Source organism: Janibacter melonis, from assembly GCF_003721155.3.
Taxonomy (GTDB): Bacteria; Actinomycetota; Actinomycetes; order Actinomycetales; family Dermatophilaceae; genus Marihabitans; species Marihabitans melonis.
In genome coordinates this window covers 3100755-3113846 of the sequence record NZ_CP044548.2, presented here as the reverse complement: position 1 = coordinate 3113846, position 13092 = coordinate 3100755, and the positions used below count along the sequence as shown (strand labels likewise).

Genomic DNA, 13092 nt, shown 5'->3' with positions numbered 1-13092 from the left:
TGCTCAGTGATGGTTCGAAAGTCGGCGTGTGGCCGCCCAGTGAGGGTGGGTTGATCTTTTCGAGCAGACCGCCGCGCAGCCTTCGACGACGAGCCTCGGTTATGCCTCGTGGGCTGAGATCAGGCCCAGGTCGTGGAGCGCTTTGATCGCTGCCGCGAGGCCGGCGGTGGTACTGCCGATGATGGGGATCTCGAGGTAGTCGCCGGTCTCGGTGGGGTTGTCGGTCTCCCCGCCGTGAGCGGCGACTGCGTCGTCGACGGCTTCCTCGACGTCATCTGGGATGAGGCCGAGCGAGTCGGCTTCGGTGAGCGAGTAGCGCAGGAGGTGCTCGGTGGGCGCAGCGGTGTCGGCGGAGGGGTTGATCTTCTTCACGAACTTGTCCCACCACGTCGTGGCGTCGGCGTCTAGGTCGCCGGTGTCGACCCAGGGCTGGGAGTACCCCAGGCGGCGCTTGCTGCGCGCGACCCAGGCAGCGCGAGCTCCAGGTCGGTCCAGGTAGGCCTCGACGTCCCGGTCGACGTCGCCCACCCCGAGCCGGCGGATCGCGACGGCTTCACCTTGGCTCTTGGCCACGTCGATGACTGCTTTCTGCGCGCGCTCCATCTCCGGGGGCGGGTAGCCCTCGCCGCCGAAGTACGTGCTCAGCCAGGACCAGGGCACGCGCTCGTGCGGGAGGTGGCTCAGCTCGTCGATCCAGGGTCCGGGCTCCATCACCAGGAGGCTGTTGTGCTCGACGCGCGCGACGAAGGTCCCGCCCGAGGAAATGTTCACAAATGGTGGCTGGCACCCGGGGTTCCCCGGCTGGGCTACGGCTTCGAGAACGACGTCAGGAGTCGCATGGACCTGGTCGAACACATGACCCCCTTCTTCGAGGGCGTCGATCATCAGCGTGGCCGATGGGCGCTTCATGTTCGCGAGCAGCGTCGTGAGGGCATCTCGTGTCAGGTGCTCGCCGGCGTACCGGTGGTGGTGGAAAACCATCTCTGTGTCCTGGGGTAGTCGTACGGCCTGGCCGTCCTTTGCTAGCGGCATCCTGGCCGATCGTCGGACTCAACAACCCGACTGCCCCTTGATGGGCGCTCAGTGACGATGGTTTCGGACGGCGACGACTCGTGCGTAGGTCTGCTCAGTGATGATTCGACTGCCGTTCCTCCGCGAGGCGCGCGGCTCGGTCTCGAGCCCATTGCGCTGTCTCGGGGAGGAGGCTGGGGCGCTGGGTCCGTGCCGGATCGGGGTCTTTCCACTGCTCGAGGCGTTGGCAGGCCGCTTCGAGTTCGGGGCCGCCGTGGTCGCTGAGCAGCACGGCGTGCGCCACGAGAGCCATGTGCGGGCCGTAGTCCCACTGCCAGCCGTAGGTGTGGACTTTGCCGGGTGGGAGGTTTGCGATGGTGGTGAGGTCTGCGAGGAGCTCGTCGGGGTTGGTCAGGCGTAGGAGGTTGGCGAGCTGGCCGGCGTTGAGGGCTTGGGTCATCTGGTGGGCCACGGTCTGGGCGTCCTTGACGGAGTTGATCATCCAGTCGTAGAGGCTGTTGGTGGGGGTGAGCGGGGTGAGCGTGAGGCGGGCGATGCCATCCCAGTACCGCTCGCGGCCGGGCTTGGTGGGGCTGCCCCATATCCCAGAGACGTCGTCGGCCTGCCATTCGCTCCAGGCGGGGGTGACGACGGCCATCATGACGTCGAAGGTGCCGTACGTCCCTTCGTTGTACTGGCCGGCGTATATGGAGACGACTGCGACGGCGTCACCGGCCGGCAGGCGCCATGTGGGGTAGGTGCCTTTGAACCCGGCGGCGCGCAGGGTGGGGACGAACTCTTCTCGCAGGGCCTGCTTCAAGGCGTCTCTGGCTCGCACGGGCGTCAGAGTGCCACGTCGAACCACAGCTGGTTCGAGGATTCGCCCACCAGCCCAGCTCGACCGCCCTCCATGCGTGCTCAGTGACGATCGTCACTGAGCCGTGCTAGATGGCGGCTTAGGGTTGGGGCATGGGCCGTCTACGCACTATCGATGTGTGCGACGTTGCTGCGCTTGAGGGGGATGCGTCACCACTTCATCGGTCCATGGAGCTAGTAAGCCATCACTACTCTGCCGCGGCAGCTGCGTCGGGTCTCGTGGGACCCATATCGCGCATCGATGTCGCGCTCCACTGGGGCGAAGGAGACGACCGCGCGATTTTGGTCCTGGCCTATTGCGACAAACCAGACGGCTCAGAACTCATCACCGCCGTCTTGCCCCGCGTCGTGGCCGGCCTGTCGGGCGACGAGCAGACTCTGCTTCTCTGCGATGTGGTTGATGCGGGAACGAAGCGGCTCGCAGAGGCCAGGCAGTGGGATCTCGGCACTGTCGACGCCTTGATCCGCTCGGCCCGCCTCGCCGTAGCTGGCCCATCAGCGCCAGCGCCGTCAGGATTCGACGTCACCGCGGCCGGACGAGGGGTGAGCGCACCCGAGCAGCCACACGAGATTGTGTTCATCGGCGGCGGGCCGACCAACGGGGTACCGGGTGACTACCTCCCCGAGGTCGAGCGGCTGCTCGACCACGTCACGAGCAGCGGCGAGTGGGTCCGATGGTGGGCGAGATCCCCGGTGAAGATCGCTGAGATCGTCATCTGGTTCGACACCGAACGCGCAGGCCCACGAGTGCGCGTCGGGCGCAAGGTGTCGGCAGACGTCTGGCGGCCCGTGAAGACCATGCGCGCCATCGACCCCGTGGCACTGGCTCGGGAGGACGTAAGCGCCTTAACTCGCCGACTAGCAGAGCGCCTCGAGCTAGGCGTCACGCCCTCCTTGCCCCAGGACTGATCCTCACCAACTGCCCGGGCCCTCTCGACGCTCAGTTAGGTGAGCCCCCTAGGCGCATCAGGACGGGCTCGTCTTGGCGATCAGCTGCCCCCACCATCGACCTTGGGCTGCATGTTCTTCGCAACACCCCAGGACGACCCCAGGAGGACAACCGCAGCCGGAGGAAATGCAGAGGCGAGGGTCATGCCGGCGATCCAGCAGTTGAAGGACTCCCACGGGCGGTTGCCCCTCCACACAGTTTCGGTGAACGGGACCTTCCAGCCCGGGTACGTGAGCGCGAAGGTGCCTACCCAGCTCGTGGCGACCAGGGCCCAGTGGGGGACGAACATGCACAGTCCGATCAACAGCAAGAGCCCGAACCGCAAGCGGAACGGGCCCTTGGCGTCAAGGGGGCAACTCGGGTCGATCTGATCACCCGCGGACGCATCCCCGGACCCCGGGGCACTACTCGACTGGTTCACCGGCCAAAGAGTACGGATCGCCAGTCAAGCCCTCTGCCCTGCACACAAAGCCGACGACCTGCTCGGGTGAGGTCATTTCAGCGGAGTCGCCACGCACGGGCGGGTCTGAGGCGGAAGGGCCAGGCGTACCCCACTTGGAACGACTGGCCCTCCCGGGCGGCAGCATGCCCCACTAGCCCTCCGAGAGAGCGAAGGGGGGACGCGTCAGCGGGGCTTGGCCACCAGGACGTGCACGCAGGCCACCGCGACGGCGAGCAGCGGCAGCACCGAGATCCACAGTCCGAAGGTCATGCGCACACACAACCAAGGCCATGTCGAGAGCGGCAACAAGTTGTCCAGCCTCGACCCGTCCGGGTGAGGCCCGGCCCAGTCGAGCGCGTCCAACACCTCAGCACGGTGGGTAGCGCGCGAGGCGCCCACGTCATCGGGTTGCGTAGTTGGGTCTGTCGGCGTCCGGGGTGGGTTATAAGGATCTCGTTAGGCTTATATGAAGTCTTTATACGCCTTCATAGGTTCTTACATCTGCGCGTCGTCCCGCGGGGTGGTGCGCGGGCAGGGGGGTCCCCACACCTGTTGACGGTGGGGTGCTGCTGGGGTGCAGGACTCCAGGTGACCCGTGCGGGTGAGGGTGGTGCGTTGGTGTGTGGGTATGGGTGAGGCGCCGGCACTGGGTGCCGGCGCCTCGTCGTGGGATCAGGGGTACTTGGGAGCTGTGGTCGCTCGTTAGGGCAGGTGGGGTGAGGGGCTAGAACCGGTTCGCCTCGGCGCTGTATATGCACCCCGAGTACAGCCGCGAGGCGGCGATGTCCTTGTCGTCGTCGATGAGCATGGATGCCCTGGGCAGCTCGGACGCGGGGATCAGCTCCATCACAGCCTCCCGCGCCGCCTGGAGCGTGTCCTCCACCGCCCACCGCAACTCCTCGAGCTGCACCATCAGCATCGCCAGCTTCACCTGACGGACCTGCCAGGGCTCGTCGTCGATCACCCGCAGCAAGCACAGCTCGCCACCGGTGCGGCTGCCGCGCCCGAGCAGGCACGCCAGGCCGGACTCGGGCAGGACCACGTAGATCTCACCGTCCTCACCCAGCCGGTCAGCACACTGCTGGCACACCATGCCCGCCATGGCCCAGTACATCGCCCGGTCGACACCGGTGTGCGCGTTGAAGGCGAACATGCTGCTCGTGCCGTGGGGGCAGACGCTGTCGAAGCGAGCGGGCACCACGTCAGCCAAGGCACGGCTCGCCTCGTCGTGGATGTGCCGCGAGGCGGCAGCGTCGACCTTGCTCAGGGCCGTCGCGATCAGGACCTGGTTGTGAACCAGCAGGTTGGGGTCAGTCCATCTCATCGTGTTCATGACCCCGACCGTGCGAACACCCACACACCACCGCAATCCCCCCGGAGGGGCTCTTCGTCGATCCGTGACAACCGACAACGGGCAAGAGATTGCAGCACCTCCACGGCAGCGTGTCGTCGACCATGAGCGCCTAGTCCCACCAGTGCTGTTCTCGGACAATAGATGCGACGCGGTCTCTTCTCGCCGTCGATGACGTTTGGGGATCGGCACGGTGGGGGGCGTCCGCCGATGCGGCAGGGACAGGGTCGGAGGCGAGCGAGTCCCTGTGCGCGGGTCCCAGGCGTACGACGTCAGAGCGGGGGGGGTCAGCGGCGTGAGGTGCTCGAGGCGGTGCTCTGCTGGCTGAGGGACCCGGGCGGGGCGATCCCAGGCATCCCGAACATCTCCTCGAGCTCTTCCTGCGTCCACGGAGGTTTGACCTGCACTTCGACCGCGTCGCCGAAGGTGCGCTTGACCACGTCAGCAGCTGGCTGACTGGTGACGTCGACGGAGACACGACCGGATGAGTAGTTGATGCGCTGGCCCCGAACGGTGACAACTCCATCCGAGTCATAGCTGGAGGTGTCACTGACCTTGTCCATGATCTTCACGAGCTGGTCCTGGGTGCGTACGCCGCCGGCGTGGACCTTGACTTCGAAGTCCGTAGATCGAGTCACCTCGTCTGCCTGACGTTGAATCTCGACGACGACCTGGTCCATGCCCTTGCTCGGACCAGCGACGTAGATGTTCAAAGTCTTGTGCTCCGAGATCCACGTACCCCCGCCGTCTCGGCCGAGGTGCCCCAGGGCGGAGGCGATGCTGTCCGCGACCTGGTCGACGCGGGGATGGTCCGGCAGCCTCGATGTGTCTAGGCGAACCGCCGCTGTCGGCGTCGAGCTAGTTGCCGGGCTGGTCTGCTGTGTTCCCGAGCCCCACGCGACGGCGACTCCCACCGCGACGGCAGCAGCGCACAGCGCGGCGCCCAGGGCTGCGCCCTTGGTCCTCAGGCGTCGCGAGTGGGCTGCATCGCTGATCGACGCGAATGGCGGCATATCTCGCCGCGCATGGTCGGCTTCCTCGTCGACCAGTGCGCGCACATCGGAGAGATCGAGGTCGGGCTTGGTCATGACGGTTCTCCTAGGCGAGCCCTGAGCGCGGTGCGCGCACGTGACAGGCGGGATTTCACGGTGCCGATGGGCAGGGTGAGGTCGTCGGCGATCTCGGCGTCGCTGAGGTCGTGCACTGCTCTGCGGACAAGGATCTCGCGCTGATGGGCTGGCAGTTCCAGCACCGCTTGCCAGATCTCGCGGTTGCGCAGCTGGTCGTGGTCCAGCCGGGGCTGCGGGTCGTGCTCAGACAGCGCGGCCAGGCGTCCCGCGCGGCGGATCTCGTCGATGGCGAGGCGGTAGCCCACGGTACGTAGCCACGCGATGGGGCTGTTGTGGTTCGAGACCTTGTTCCAATGCAGCACCAGCCGGGTGAAGGCTTCGTGGGCGCAGTCTTCTGCCGTGGCGCGTGAACCGGTCACCACCGTGAGCTCACCGACAAGTCGCGGGTAGAAGGCGAGGTAGATCTGCTCAACCTCGTCCTCTGCCGGCTGCTTCATACCCATATGACGCTGGGGAGGCGTAATGGTTCCCCCTTCAACCGACATGCCCGGTCGCTCAGGATCCGCTCTACCCTCCCCACCCGGTGCACTACCGGCGCGGCCGGAGTCAACGGTGCCTGCCGAGCCCACGAGGATCACATCGCACCTCGACGGTGGCTGGCGTGATGGCCCCTTGAGGATGGGCCGACTTGCCAGCCTGGCGGAGTGGGCTCGGAGCCTCCTCGTGCTGCCCCTGATGGACGCTGCGCCGGGGGCAGCCTCTGCTATCGATGTCGAGACGGCCCCTGCGACTGGCACCGAGCATGACGTACGGGGTCAGCTTCGACCAGTGCGGCGCGTCAACCCAGGCGTTTCGGGAACCCTTGCGCCGACGAAAGGGTTCCCGAAACGGTGCTGGCGCAGATGAGTGCTTGCGACTGGTCGCACGCAGGCCCGTGCCGTCCCTGGGCGGGCGCGGTACCAGCCCGACTAGAGCTCTTCCTCTTGGGTAGGACCTGGGGCATGCGCGACGCAGTGGGATCCCCACTTGAGGCACGTCATGTCGGCCCGTGAGGCGGTTCGGTCCTGACCGCGGCGCGGGTGTATCGCATCGGCTTGGGCTGCTGCCTTCAGCGCTCTCCTGCCTTGAGCGCTCCGAAAGCAGCCTCGACGGCACTCCTGCGGGGGAACGCGAGGTTCCACTGCGGCAAGCCACCGGCGAGCGCGCGGGAGGGACAGCTGGTGGCGATGGCGAACGGGTCGAAGGTGCTGGCGTGGGTAGAGCGCGACGTGTTCACGGAGCGCGGGGCGGGGTGTCGGTTCGTCGTGTTGTTCATGCATCAGACGGTTCGGACCCAGACCCCGCCACGCAATCCCCGACCTGCCTGGCGCCGCAAACGCACGTGCCGACTCATGCAGCTCGAGGTCAGACAGAGGCATGCGGCGCTCGCTGCGCCGACCGTCGACAAGCGTGCTCACCACAGAAAAGGTGAAGGCCGCGAGGCAGCGATCAAGGACAGGCCGGCGATCACCAGGGAGATGGCGCTATGCCTCACTGCGCGCAGTAGTCGACTCGACGAGTCGGTCGGCGTGCTCAGCCAGGCGCGGCCCTGAGCCCTCCTGGTGGGTCGTGTGATGGTGCTGGCAGGCCCGCGCGGCGTGGGCAAGACCGGTCCTGCTGCACCACATGGATCGCGTCGCACAGAACAAGATGGGGCCAGCCACGGTCTTCGTCGCCGCTGGCGACGATCGCAGTCCCCGAGGTTGGTCGACGAGTTGGGCTCGACATCAGCCCCCCGTGATGCCCCTGGCGGCGCGTTGAGAGCCACCGAAGTGTCGCCACACATGTAGGACTATGCCCATAAGAAGCACGGGGGTGGCGCTGTGCGCCGCGACAGCACTGATGACCAGCGCCTGCTCGAGCAGCGAACCGTCCGCGAAGGACTCCACCTCCCGCCCAGGAGGCTCGTCTTCGACGACGTCGTCCGCTGCCAGCGGATCACCCGGCTCGAAGTCCTCTCCCGTAGCGACCACTGATGCCCCAGCGAACTCCCTCGATCTGCCGCTGCGCCGATCGTTCACCACCGCCTTCTCCAGCATCACGCCGCTGGAGGTCAAGAAGGCCAGCTCGCCCTACTCCCAGCTGCCCAGTGACCAGCAGTGGTGGGCGGTCAAGGCCAAGTCCTGCGTGAAGAAGCTTGAGGAGGGCCAGGACGGGGTCTCCTTCAGCTGGAGCCCGTGGAGCATCACCGGCAAGGACGGGGGGACATACCCCGCCTCCGACAGCACCTGGAGCGACTTCCCCCGCCCCGAGTACCCCTTCGGTGGAGACCGCTCGTACCTCACGGGTCAGTGCGTGCAGGGCTGGATCATGTTCGCCCTCGACGCCAGCACCAAGCCCGCCACCATTGACTACGGCAACCCTGCCGGCGAGGTGGCGTCCTGGCGCGTGGGCTGACCCGCCCACCTGCGCCATGCCGCCTCTCTACCCCGAAAGCCGCGCTCTGGCCGGTGCGGGCCCTCGCCTAGAGGCGCGGGCTCGCACCTGGATGAGTGTCAGGCCGCGGGCCTGACGTGTCCTGTCGGGCCGGTACCGCTCACGCGGCTCAGCATGCGTTGTTGACGCTGCCGCAGACGACCTTGCGCGTGGTGCCTGCCCATGAGCAGCCCGGGCTGGACACATCGGTCACCTGTTGCCGCTGGCCGTGCAACACCGGGGCGGTGTAGCTCCGTTGATGTGACGACGGGAAAGACTGCGAGCTCGGGAGGTGGTGGTGGGGTGGTTGGCTTCGAAGACTTCGTACGAGCCCGGCACGCGGGGCTCGTGCGCTACGCGTACGTGCTGTGCGGCGATGCTGATCTCGCTCAAGACCTGGTGCAGCAGGCCCTGTCCGGCGCCTACCCACGCTGGCCCCAGATCTCGACCGGTCGCCCCGAGGCATATGTGCGGCGATCGGTGACGAACGCGTTCATCGACGAGACCCGGCGCCCCTGGCGTCGCGAGACCCACGATCCAGTACCTGACCGGCCCGATCCAGCCGATCGCGTCCGGGGGGTCGACGACCGCGACGCGCTCCTCGTGGCGATGACCGGCTTGCCACCCGTACGGCGCGCCGTCATCGCCATGTCCTACCTCGAGGACCTGCCCGACGAGGATATCGCCGAGGCCCTCGACCTGCCCCGCGCGACGGTGCGCTCCCACCGCGCGCGCGGCTTGGCTGCCCTTCGTGACGTGCTGACCGCCCAGGAGGTGGAGACCCCATGACCCACCCGACCATCGACCCTGACCTTGAAGAGCTACTGCGTGCGCGCCTGCGCCACCTCGCCGAGCAGGCACCGGCCAGTGACAGCGAGGCCGTCCTAGAAACCATCGCGACACAGCAGACGCGGCGCCCCTGGCGAGCAGCGCTGATCGGGTCGGCCGCCGCCGCTGCTCTCGTCATGGGGTGGCTGTCTGTCGCGGCCCGCGATGCAACACCACCGCCGTCAGATCGCTACACGGTCGGCACCGCTCGGGGTCCGCTCCCCGCGATCCCGGACGGGTGGAGGTGGGAGGCGTACCACGACGTCGCCGTCGCGGTCCCGGACACCTGGGGGTACGGCACCAGCGGCGTCCCCTACTGCGCGGTCAAAGACGTCGCCGAACGCACCACGGTCGGACGACCGGGGGCGGTGCCGCTCATGGGTTGTAGCGGGGGTCTCCAGCCAGACATGGTCGCAGTCGCCGGCACCTTCGTCGACATGAGCCCGAGTCGAGATCTTCGCTACCGGGTGCCGAAGGTCGCCGACGGTGAGAGCACCGGCGATCGCACGACGCGGATCGTCGGGGCCACGGCCATAGAGGTGCAGGCCCGGCAGCCTCTGCGCGACCAGATCCTGGCCACGATCACCCCGCTTCCCGTGACGGGCGCCAACGGGTGCCGTCGTGACGTGCCCCTGGTGGACGACCCGTCCTGGCGACCCGCTGCACAGCGGCTGCCGCGCCCCGACCCCGTCACCGATGTCGCCGTGTGCACCTACGACATCGGAGCAGATGGGGGTCTGCGGGCGGCCACACAGCTGCCCAGCTCGGCCATCCGCCGCACCGTCGAGGCACTCAGCTCAGCGCCACAGGGCGGCACACCCGACCGCAGTGTCTGCAGCGGCAGCTACGGCGACCAGGTGACACTGCTGCGGATGAGCGACACCAGCGGCCGCACCCACGAGGTCGTGCTGCGCTATGCCGGCTGTGCCCACCGCGGGATCGACGACGGGTCCACGGTTCGTGCCCTGACGAAGCAGGCCTTGGCCGACGTCCTGATCGGACCCCACCGCGCTGGAGCGATCGGCATGGAGATCAGCGACGTCGTGCCGTGAACCGGCGACGCGGATACCGTGGTGCGAACCGGAGCAGAGGATGGATGTCATGACCGCAGCGGTGTCTCGGCGACGAGCGTTGTCCGCGGCTTTGGCCTCAGCGGTCCTGCTGCCGGGATGCTCCGCCCTCGGTGCGGATGAGAACTCGGTGCGGGGTCGGGCCAAGCAGGCCTCCGGGAACCGGCAGGGGTACATCTCCGGCGACGGGTCGGTACGCCAGGTGACGCAGACCGAGCGCGGCGAGGCCGTGACACTTGCCGGGCAGACGTTGCAGGGCACCTCCTGGTCCGTCGGTGATCACGCCGGTTCGGTCGTGGTCGTCAACTCCTGGGTGTCGTGGTGCGGGCCCTGCCACGAAGAAGCCCCAGACCTGGTTCGCGCCCACGGCGAGCTCGCTACAGGCAAGGACCCGGTGCGGTTCATCGGGATCGACTACCGCGAGAGCTCTAGAGAGACCGGCCGGTCGCAGGCCGAGGCGTGGGGTCTGCCCTACGACTCGATCTTCGACGACGCAGGGATCACTGCCGTGCAGATGAACGGGATGCTGCGTGGCCAACCAGCGACGGCGGTCCTCGACCGTTCAGGACGGGTGGCCGCCGTCGCGCTGGGCGCGGTCGACTACGCCACCCTGCGCGACCTGACCCGCGACATCCTCCGCGAGCCGGTCTAGGGCAGGACTCAGCCTCGTGGTGCTGCGGACCAGAGCTTGCTGGTCGGCGCCTCCGGGTGCGCCGCTCGTGACGGCGGTGCTTGTGCGGCTCGCGCAGAGGCCCGCGGTCCTGGTGCGGGTGGTGACGATCAGCTGTGGCCAGCCTCTGGCGGCGGTGGCTCCAGCAACAGGTACTGGGACATCGCCTGAGCGTGGGTCCACCCGATCAGTGGTGCGTCGGCGCGGCGGAAGATCCTGCATCCGGTGAGCTGCTCTCGGCGGCGCAGTCCCGTGATCGCTCGTCGGTAGGCGATCGCGCTTCCCAGCAGGAAACCCGGCAGCACCGCCCACGACCCGCTCCCACGCCACCAGTCGAGCGCCCCGAGCGCAACCAGCAGCAGGACTGCGGGGAACGCTGCCCGGATCAACCCGTTCAGCACCGCCCGCGCACGCGTGTCGGGGGCGCGGCCCACGACACGTGGCGCGTCGGTCAGGCCGTCGACGCCGCCACCGGCCAGCCACGACACCACGGTCGGCAAGTACGCATAGCCCACGGCCAACATCGCGGAAGCCACGTACAAGCCGACTGGGTCCTCGCTCAGGGGTGTGAGCACGGTGAGGGCAGTGGCCCCCATGGCCAGAGATGCCCAGCCTGCTGCCGTGCACGCTGGCAGCTCGTCGTAGCCCGGTTGCGGCCCGACAGGCCCGTCGAGGTCAGAGGCGGCCTCGGCAGGCGTGCGCTCTGGGCTGGTCATGCGCCCGAGCGTAGAGCTGCCGTGCTGCCGCGTGGCGTCCTAGGGCTCCTAGGCTGGCCGTCATGTTGGGTGAGAAGAGGTCCCTCGACGAGATGACCCGGGTGACGGTGACCTCCTTCGCCCCTGGGGAGCGTGCCGGGCCGAAGGAGGTCCTCTACGACGTCGACGTGCCGGCGTCGCAGGCAGCCCGAGGTGTCCTGGCGTGGCTGGCCACGACTCAGCTCGACCCCAGCGGCGACATGGCGACGATGGTGCGCGAGAACGCACTGCCGGCGAAGCGCCCGCCGGTTCATGGCGATGGCCATGGAGCGCGAGTCCACGGGTCTGCTGGTCCTGGCCACCTGGGCTGGTGCGGAGCTCCCGCCTGATCTGGCGTCCCTGGCCGCCCGCCCCGCCCGCGGCTGAGGGGCACAGCGGCTGACCAGACCGGACCGCTGATCGGCGGTCAGCCAGCGCAGGATCCTCATCTCGCAGCCGGGCGGTCGGTCCTGGACCTGTCCTCGAAGGATCGTCGCCGAGTACCCGGCCGCCCAGGAGGACCTGGGGCAGGATGACCTCATGGCGGGCAGACCCTTCCGGCTAGACACCAAGCGCACCCTCGTCATCGCGCTGGGGCTGATCGTCGCGTTCCTGTTCGGGTTCGTGTCGACGAGCTGGCCCACTGAGGTCATCGCCGCTGTCTTCGTGGTTATCGCGTCGGCCTTCGTCATCGTCTTGCTGCGGATGACGAAGCCGGCTGGCCGCCGCCGCTAGGTGGCGCCACCTTCGGCGACCAACCCCGGCCCATCAACGCGATCAACAACCGCATCGTCGACATACTCGCCCAATGCCCGCAGGCCCTTGCCTGACGGGCTATAAGTGCGCCCCACACAGGCATCTCGATCTATTCAGCAGCCAACTGCGGCCGGCTCTAAGCCCCCGATCGACACCGGAGCGGCCGCAGCGACCCCGGACATGTCGAAACCCTGGCCGGACTGACGTCCGGCCAGGGTTTCGTCACTCGAGGGCTGCAGGTTTCGCAACTCTCTCCTGGCGGTGGCGGTGGGATTTGAACCCACGGTGGGCGTGAACCCACACGCGCTTTCGAGGCGCGCTCCTTAGGCCGCTCGGACACGCCACCGCCGGTGACTCTACAACGGGGCGTCGGCAGCGAAAAATCAGCGTCGCTGCGAGAAGAAGTCGACGAGCAGCCGCGAGCACTCCTCCTCGAGCACCCCGCCGACGACCTCGACCCGGTGCGGCGAGCGCCGGTCGCGCACGACGTCCCACACCGAGCCGCACGCGCCGGTCTTCGGGTCCCATGCGCCGAGGACGACCCGGTCCACCCGCGCGAGGACGCTGGCCCCCGCGCACATGGGGCACGGCTCGAGCGTCACGACGAGGGTGCAGCCGTCCAGACGCGAGGTGCGAAGGGAGCGTGCGGCCTGCCGCAGCGCCGTCATCTCGGCGTGACCGGTCGGGTCTGACTCGCCCTGACGGGTGTTTCCCCCTTCGCCGACGACCACTCCCTCCGGGTCGAGGACGAGCGCACCGACCGGGATCTCGCCGCGCTCCCCCGCCGCGGCCGCCAGCTCGAGCGCGCGACGCATCCAAGCGACCTCGGTGGCGCGGTCGGGCCGGGCGCTCTCGCGGGGGTGCATGCAGGCATTGTCGGC

Annotated in this window: 15 protein-coding genes and 1 tRNA gene; 7 read left to right on the top strand and 9 right to left on the bottom strand. The window is 68.1% G+C overall.

Features of this window, described 5'->3' with window-relative positions; translation table 11 throughout:
- Positions 1-99: 99 nt before the first annotated feature.
- Positions 100-981, bottom strand: a complete 882-nt coding sequence (locus tag EEW87_RS14930) for a hypothetical protein (RefSeq protein WP_123091415.1) — start codon at positions 979-981, stop codon at positions 100-102.
- Positions 982-1126: 145 nt separating this feature from the next.
- Complete coding sequence (locus tag EEW87_RS14925; protein WP_163562473.1) at positions 1127-1849, bottom strand: DUF4304 domain-containing protein; 723 nt, start codon at positions 1847-1849, stop codon at positions 1127-1129.
- A 206-nt stretch (positions 1850-2055) separates the two neighbouring features.
- Here EEW87_RS14925 and EEW87_RS14920 point away from each other — a divergent pair, with 206 nt between their 5' ends.
- Positions 2056-2796, top strand: coding sequence for a hypothetical protein (locus EEW87_RS14920; protein WP_148041551.1), 741 nt, complete (start codon positions 2056-2058; stop codon positions 2794-2796).
- A 1206-nt stretch (positions 2797-4002) separates the two neighbouring features.
- On the opposite strand, the gene EEW87_RS14915 is transcribed toward EEW87_RS14920, so the two are convergent.
- The 3 genes from EEW87_RS14915 to EEW87_RS14905 all read right to left on the bottom strand — a co-directional run bounded on the left by EEW87_RS14915 (position 4003) and on the right by EEW87_RS14905 (position 6196).
- Positions 4003-4611 carry a hypothetical protein gene (locus EEW87_RS14915; RefSeq protein WP_148041552.1) on the bottom strand — a complete coding sequence of 203 codons (609 nt, stop codon included), beginning with the start codon at positions 4609-4611 and terminating at the stop codon, positions 4003-4005.
- Positions 4612-4916: 305 nt separating this feature from the next.
- On the bottom strand, positions 4917-5717 hold the full coding sequence (locus EEW87_RS14910; protein WP_123091421.1) for a hypothetical protein: 801 nt from the start codon (positions 5715-5717) through the stop codon (positions 4917-4919).
- Positions 5714-6196, bottom strand: coding sequence for an RNA polymerase sigma factor (locus EEW87_RS14905; protein ID WP_163562472.1), 483 nt, complete (start codon positions 6194-6196; stop codon positions 5714-5716). The genes EEW87_RS14910 and EEW87_RS14905 overlap by 4 nt, the downstream gene beginning before the upstream one ends.
- Positions 6197-6919: 723 nt before the next feature.
- On the opposite strand from EEW87_RS14905, the gene EEW87_RS14900 reads away from it, so the two are divergent.
- Complete coding sequence (locus EEW87_RS14900; RefSeq protein WP_123091423.1) at positions 6920-7291, top strand: hypothetical protein; 372 nt, start codon at positions 6920-6922, stop codon at positions 7289-7291.
- 174 nt (positions 7292-7465) lie between these two features.
- Here the strand turns inward: EEW87_RS14900 and EEW87_RS14895 are convergent, their stop codons facing one another.
- A complete protein-coding gene (locus EEW87_RS14895) occupies positions 7466-7795 on the bottom strand; it encodes a hypothetical protein (RefSeq protein WP_148041553.1) in 330 nt (109 codons plus the stop codon).
- Between the two features lie 70 nt (positions 7796-7865).
- On the opposite strand from EEW87_RS14895, the gene EEW87_RS14890 reads away from it, so the two are divergent.
- From EEW87_RS14890 to EEW87_RS14875, 4 genes are all read left to right on the top strand, one after another.
- Complete coding sequence (locus EEW87_RS14890) at positions 7866-8135, top strand: hypothetical protein (protein WP_123091425.1); 270 nt, start codon at positions 7866-7868, stop codon at positions 8133-8135.
- A gap of 201 nt (positions 8136-8336) precedes the next feature.
- Complete coding sequence (locus tag EEW87_RS14885) at positions 8337-8942, top strand: SigE family RNA polymerase sigma factor (RefSeq protein WP_123091426.1); 606 nt, start codon at positions 8337-8339, stop codon at positions 8940-8942.
- Positions 8939-10033: a hypothetical protein gene (locus EEW87_RS14880; protein ID WP_123091427.1), complete on the top strand. Its 1095-nt coding sequence runs from the start codon at positions 8939-8941 to the stop codon at positions 10031-10033. Before EEW87_RS14885 ends, EEW87_RS14880 begins: the two co-directional genes overlap by 4 nt.
- A 49-nt stretch (positions 10034-10082) precedes the next feature.
- The gene (locus EEW87_RS14875) at positions 10083-10703 is read left to right on the top strand and encodes a TlpA family protein disulfide reductase (RefSeq protein ID WP_163562470.1); all 621 of its coding nucleotides are present in this window, start codon (positions 10083-10085) and stop codon (positions 10701-10703) included.
- Between the two features lie 128 nt (positions 10704-10831).
- Here EEW87_RS14875 and EEW87_RS14870 read toward each other — a convergent pair whose 3' ends face one another.
- On the bottom strand, positions 10832-11437 hold the full coding sequence (locus tag EEW87_RS14870) for a hypothetical protein (RefSeq protein ID WP_148041554.1): 606 nt from the start codon (positions 11435-11437) through the stop codon (positions 10832-10834).
- A gap of 558 nt (positions 11438-11995) precedes the next feature.
- On the opposite strand from EEW87_RS14870, the gene EEW87_RS14865 reads away from it, so the two are divergent.
- Positions 11996-12190 (top strand): hypothetical protein, encoded by a 195-nt coding sequence (locus tag EEW87_RS14865; RefSeq protein ID WP_123091430.1) that lies wholly within the window; start codon positions 11996-11998, stop codon positions 12188-12190.
- Between the two features lie 277 nt (positions 12191-12467).
- Here EEW87_RS14865 and EEW87_RS14860 read toward each other — a convergent pair.
- Together EEW87_RS14860 and tadA are read right to left on the bottom strand one after the other, a co-directional pair.
- Positions 12468-12557, bottom strand: a tRNA-Ser gene (locus EEW87_RS14860).
- A 37-nt stretch (positions 12558-12594) separates the two neighbouring features.
- The gene (gene tadA, locus EEW87_RS14855) at positions 12595-13077 is read right to left on the bottom strand and encodes a tRNA adenosine(34) deaminase TadA (RefSeq protein ID WP_396326595.1); all 483 of its coding nucleotides are present in this window, start codon (positions 13075-13077) and stop codon (positions 12595-12597) included.
- Between the last annotated feature and the right edge of the window lie 15 nt (positions 13078-13092).

What these genes read in the sequence shown, in the direction of transcription:
- EEW87_RS14910 (WP_123091421.1), bottom strand. Translation starts at nt 5,717, where the DNA reads ATGACCAAGCCCGACCTCGATCTCTCCGATGTGCGCGCACTGGTCGAC.
- EEW87_RS14920 (WP_148041551.1), top strand. Translation starts at nt 2,056, where the DNA reads ATGGAGCTAGTAAGCCATCACTACTCTGCCGCGGCAGCTGCGTCGGGT.
- EEW87_RS14885 (WP_123091426.1), top strand. Translation starts at nt 8,337, where the DNA reads ATGAGCAGCCCGGGCTGGACACATCGGTCACCTGTTGCCGCTGGCCGT.
- EEW87_RS14905 (WP_163562472.1), bottom strand. Translation starts at nt 6,196, where the DNA reads ATGAAGCAGCCGGCAGAGGACGAGGTTGAGCAGATCTACCTCGCCTTC.
- EEW87_RS14930 (WP_123091415.1), bottom strand. Translation starts at nt 981, where the DNA reads ATGGTTTTCCACCACCACCGGTACGCCGGCGAGCACCTGACACGAGAT.
- EEW87_RS14865 (WP_123091430.1), top strand. Translation starts at nt 11,996, where the DNA reads ATGGCGGGCAGACCCTTCCGGCTAGACACCAAGCGCACCCTCGTCATC.
- EEW87_RS14880 (WP_123091427.1), top strand. Translation starts at nt 8,939, where the DNA reads ATGACCCACCCGACCATCGACCCTGACCTTGAAGAGCTACTGCGTGCG.
- EEW87_RS14875 (WP_163562470.1), top strand. Translation starts at nt 10,083, where the DNA reads ATGACCGCAGCGGTGTCTCGGCGACGAGCGTTGTCCGCGGCTTTGGCC.
- EEW87_RS14870 (WP_148041554.1), bottom strand. Translation starts at nt 11,437, where the DNA reads ATGACCAGCCCAGAGCGCACGCCTGCCGAGGCCGCCTCTGACCTCGAC.
- tadA (WP_396326595.1), bottom strand. Translation starts at nt 13,077, where the DNA reads ATGCACCCCCGCGAGAGCGCCCGGCCCGACCGCGCCACCGAGGTCGCT.
- EEW87_RS14915 (WP_148041552.1), bottom strand. Translation starts at nt 4,611, where the DNA reads ATGAACACGATGAGATGGACTGACCCCAACCTGCTGGTTCACAACCAG.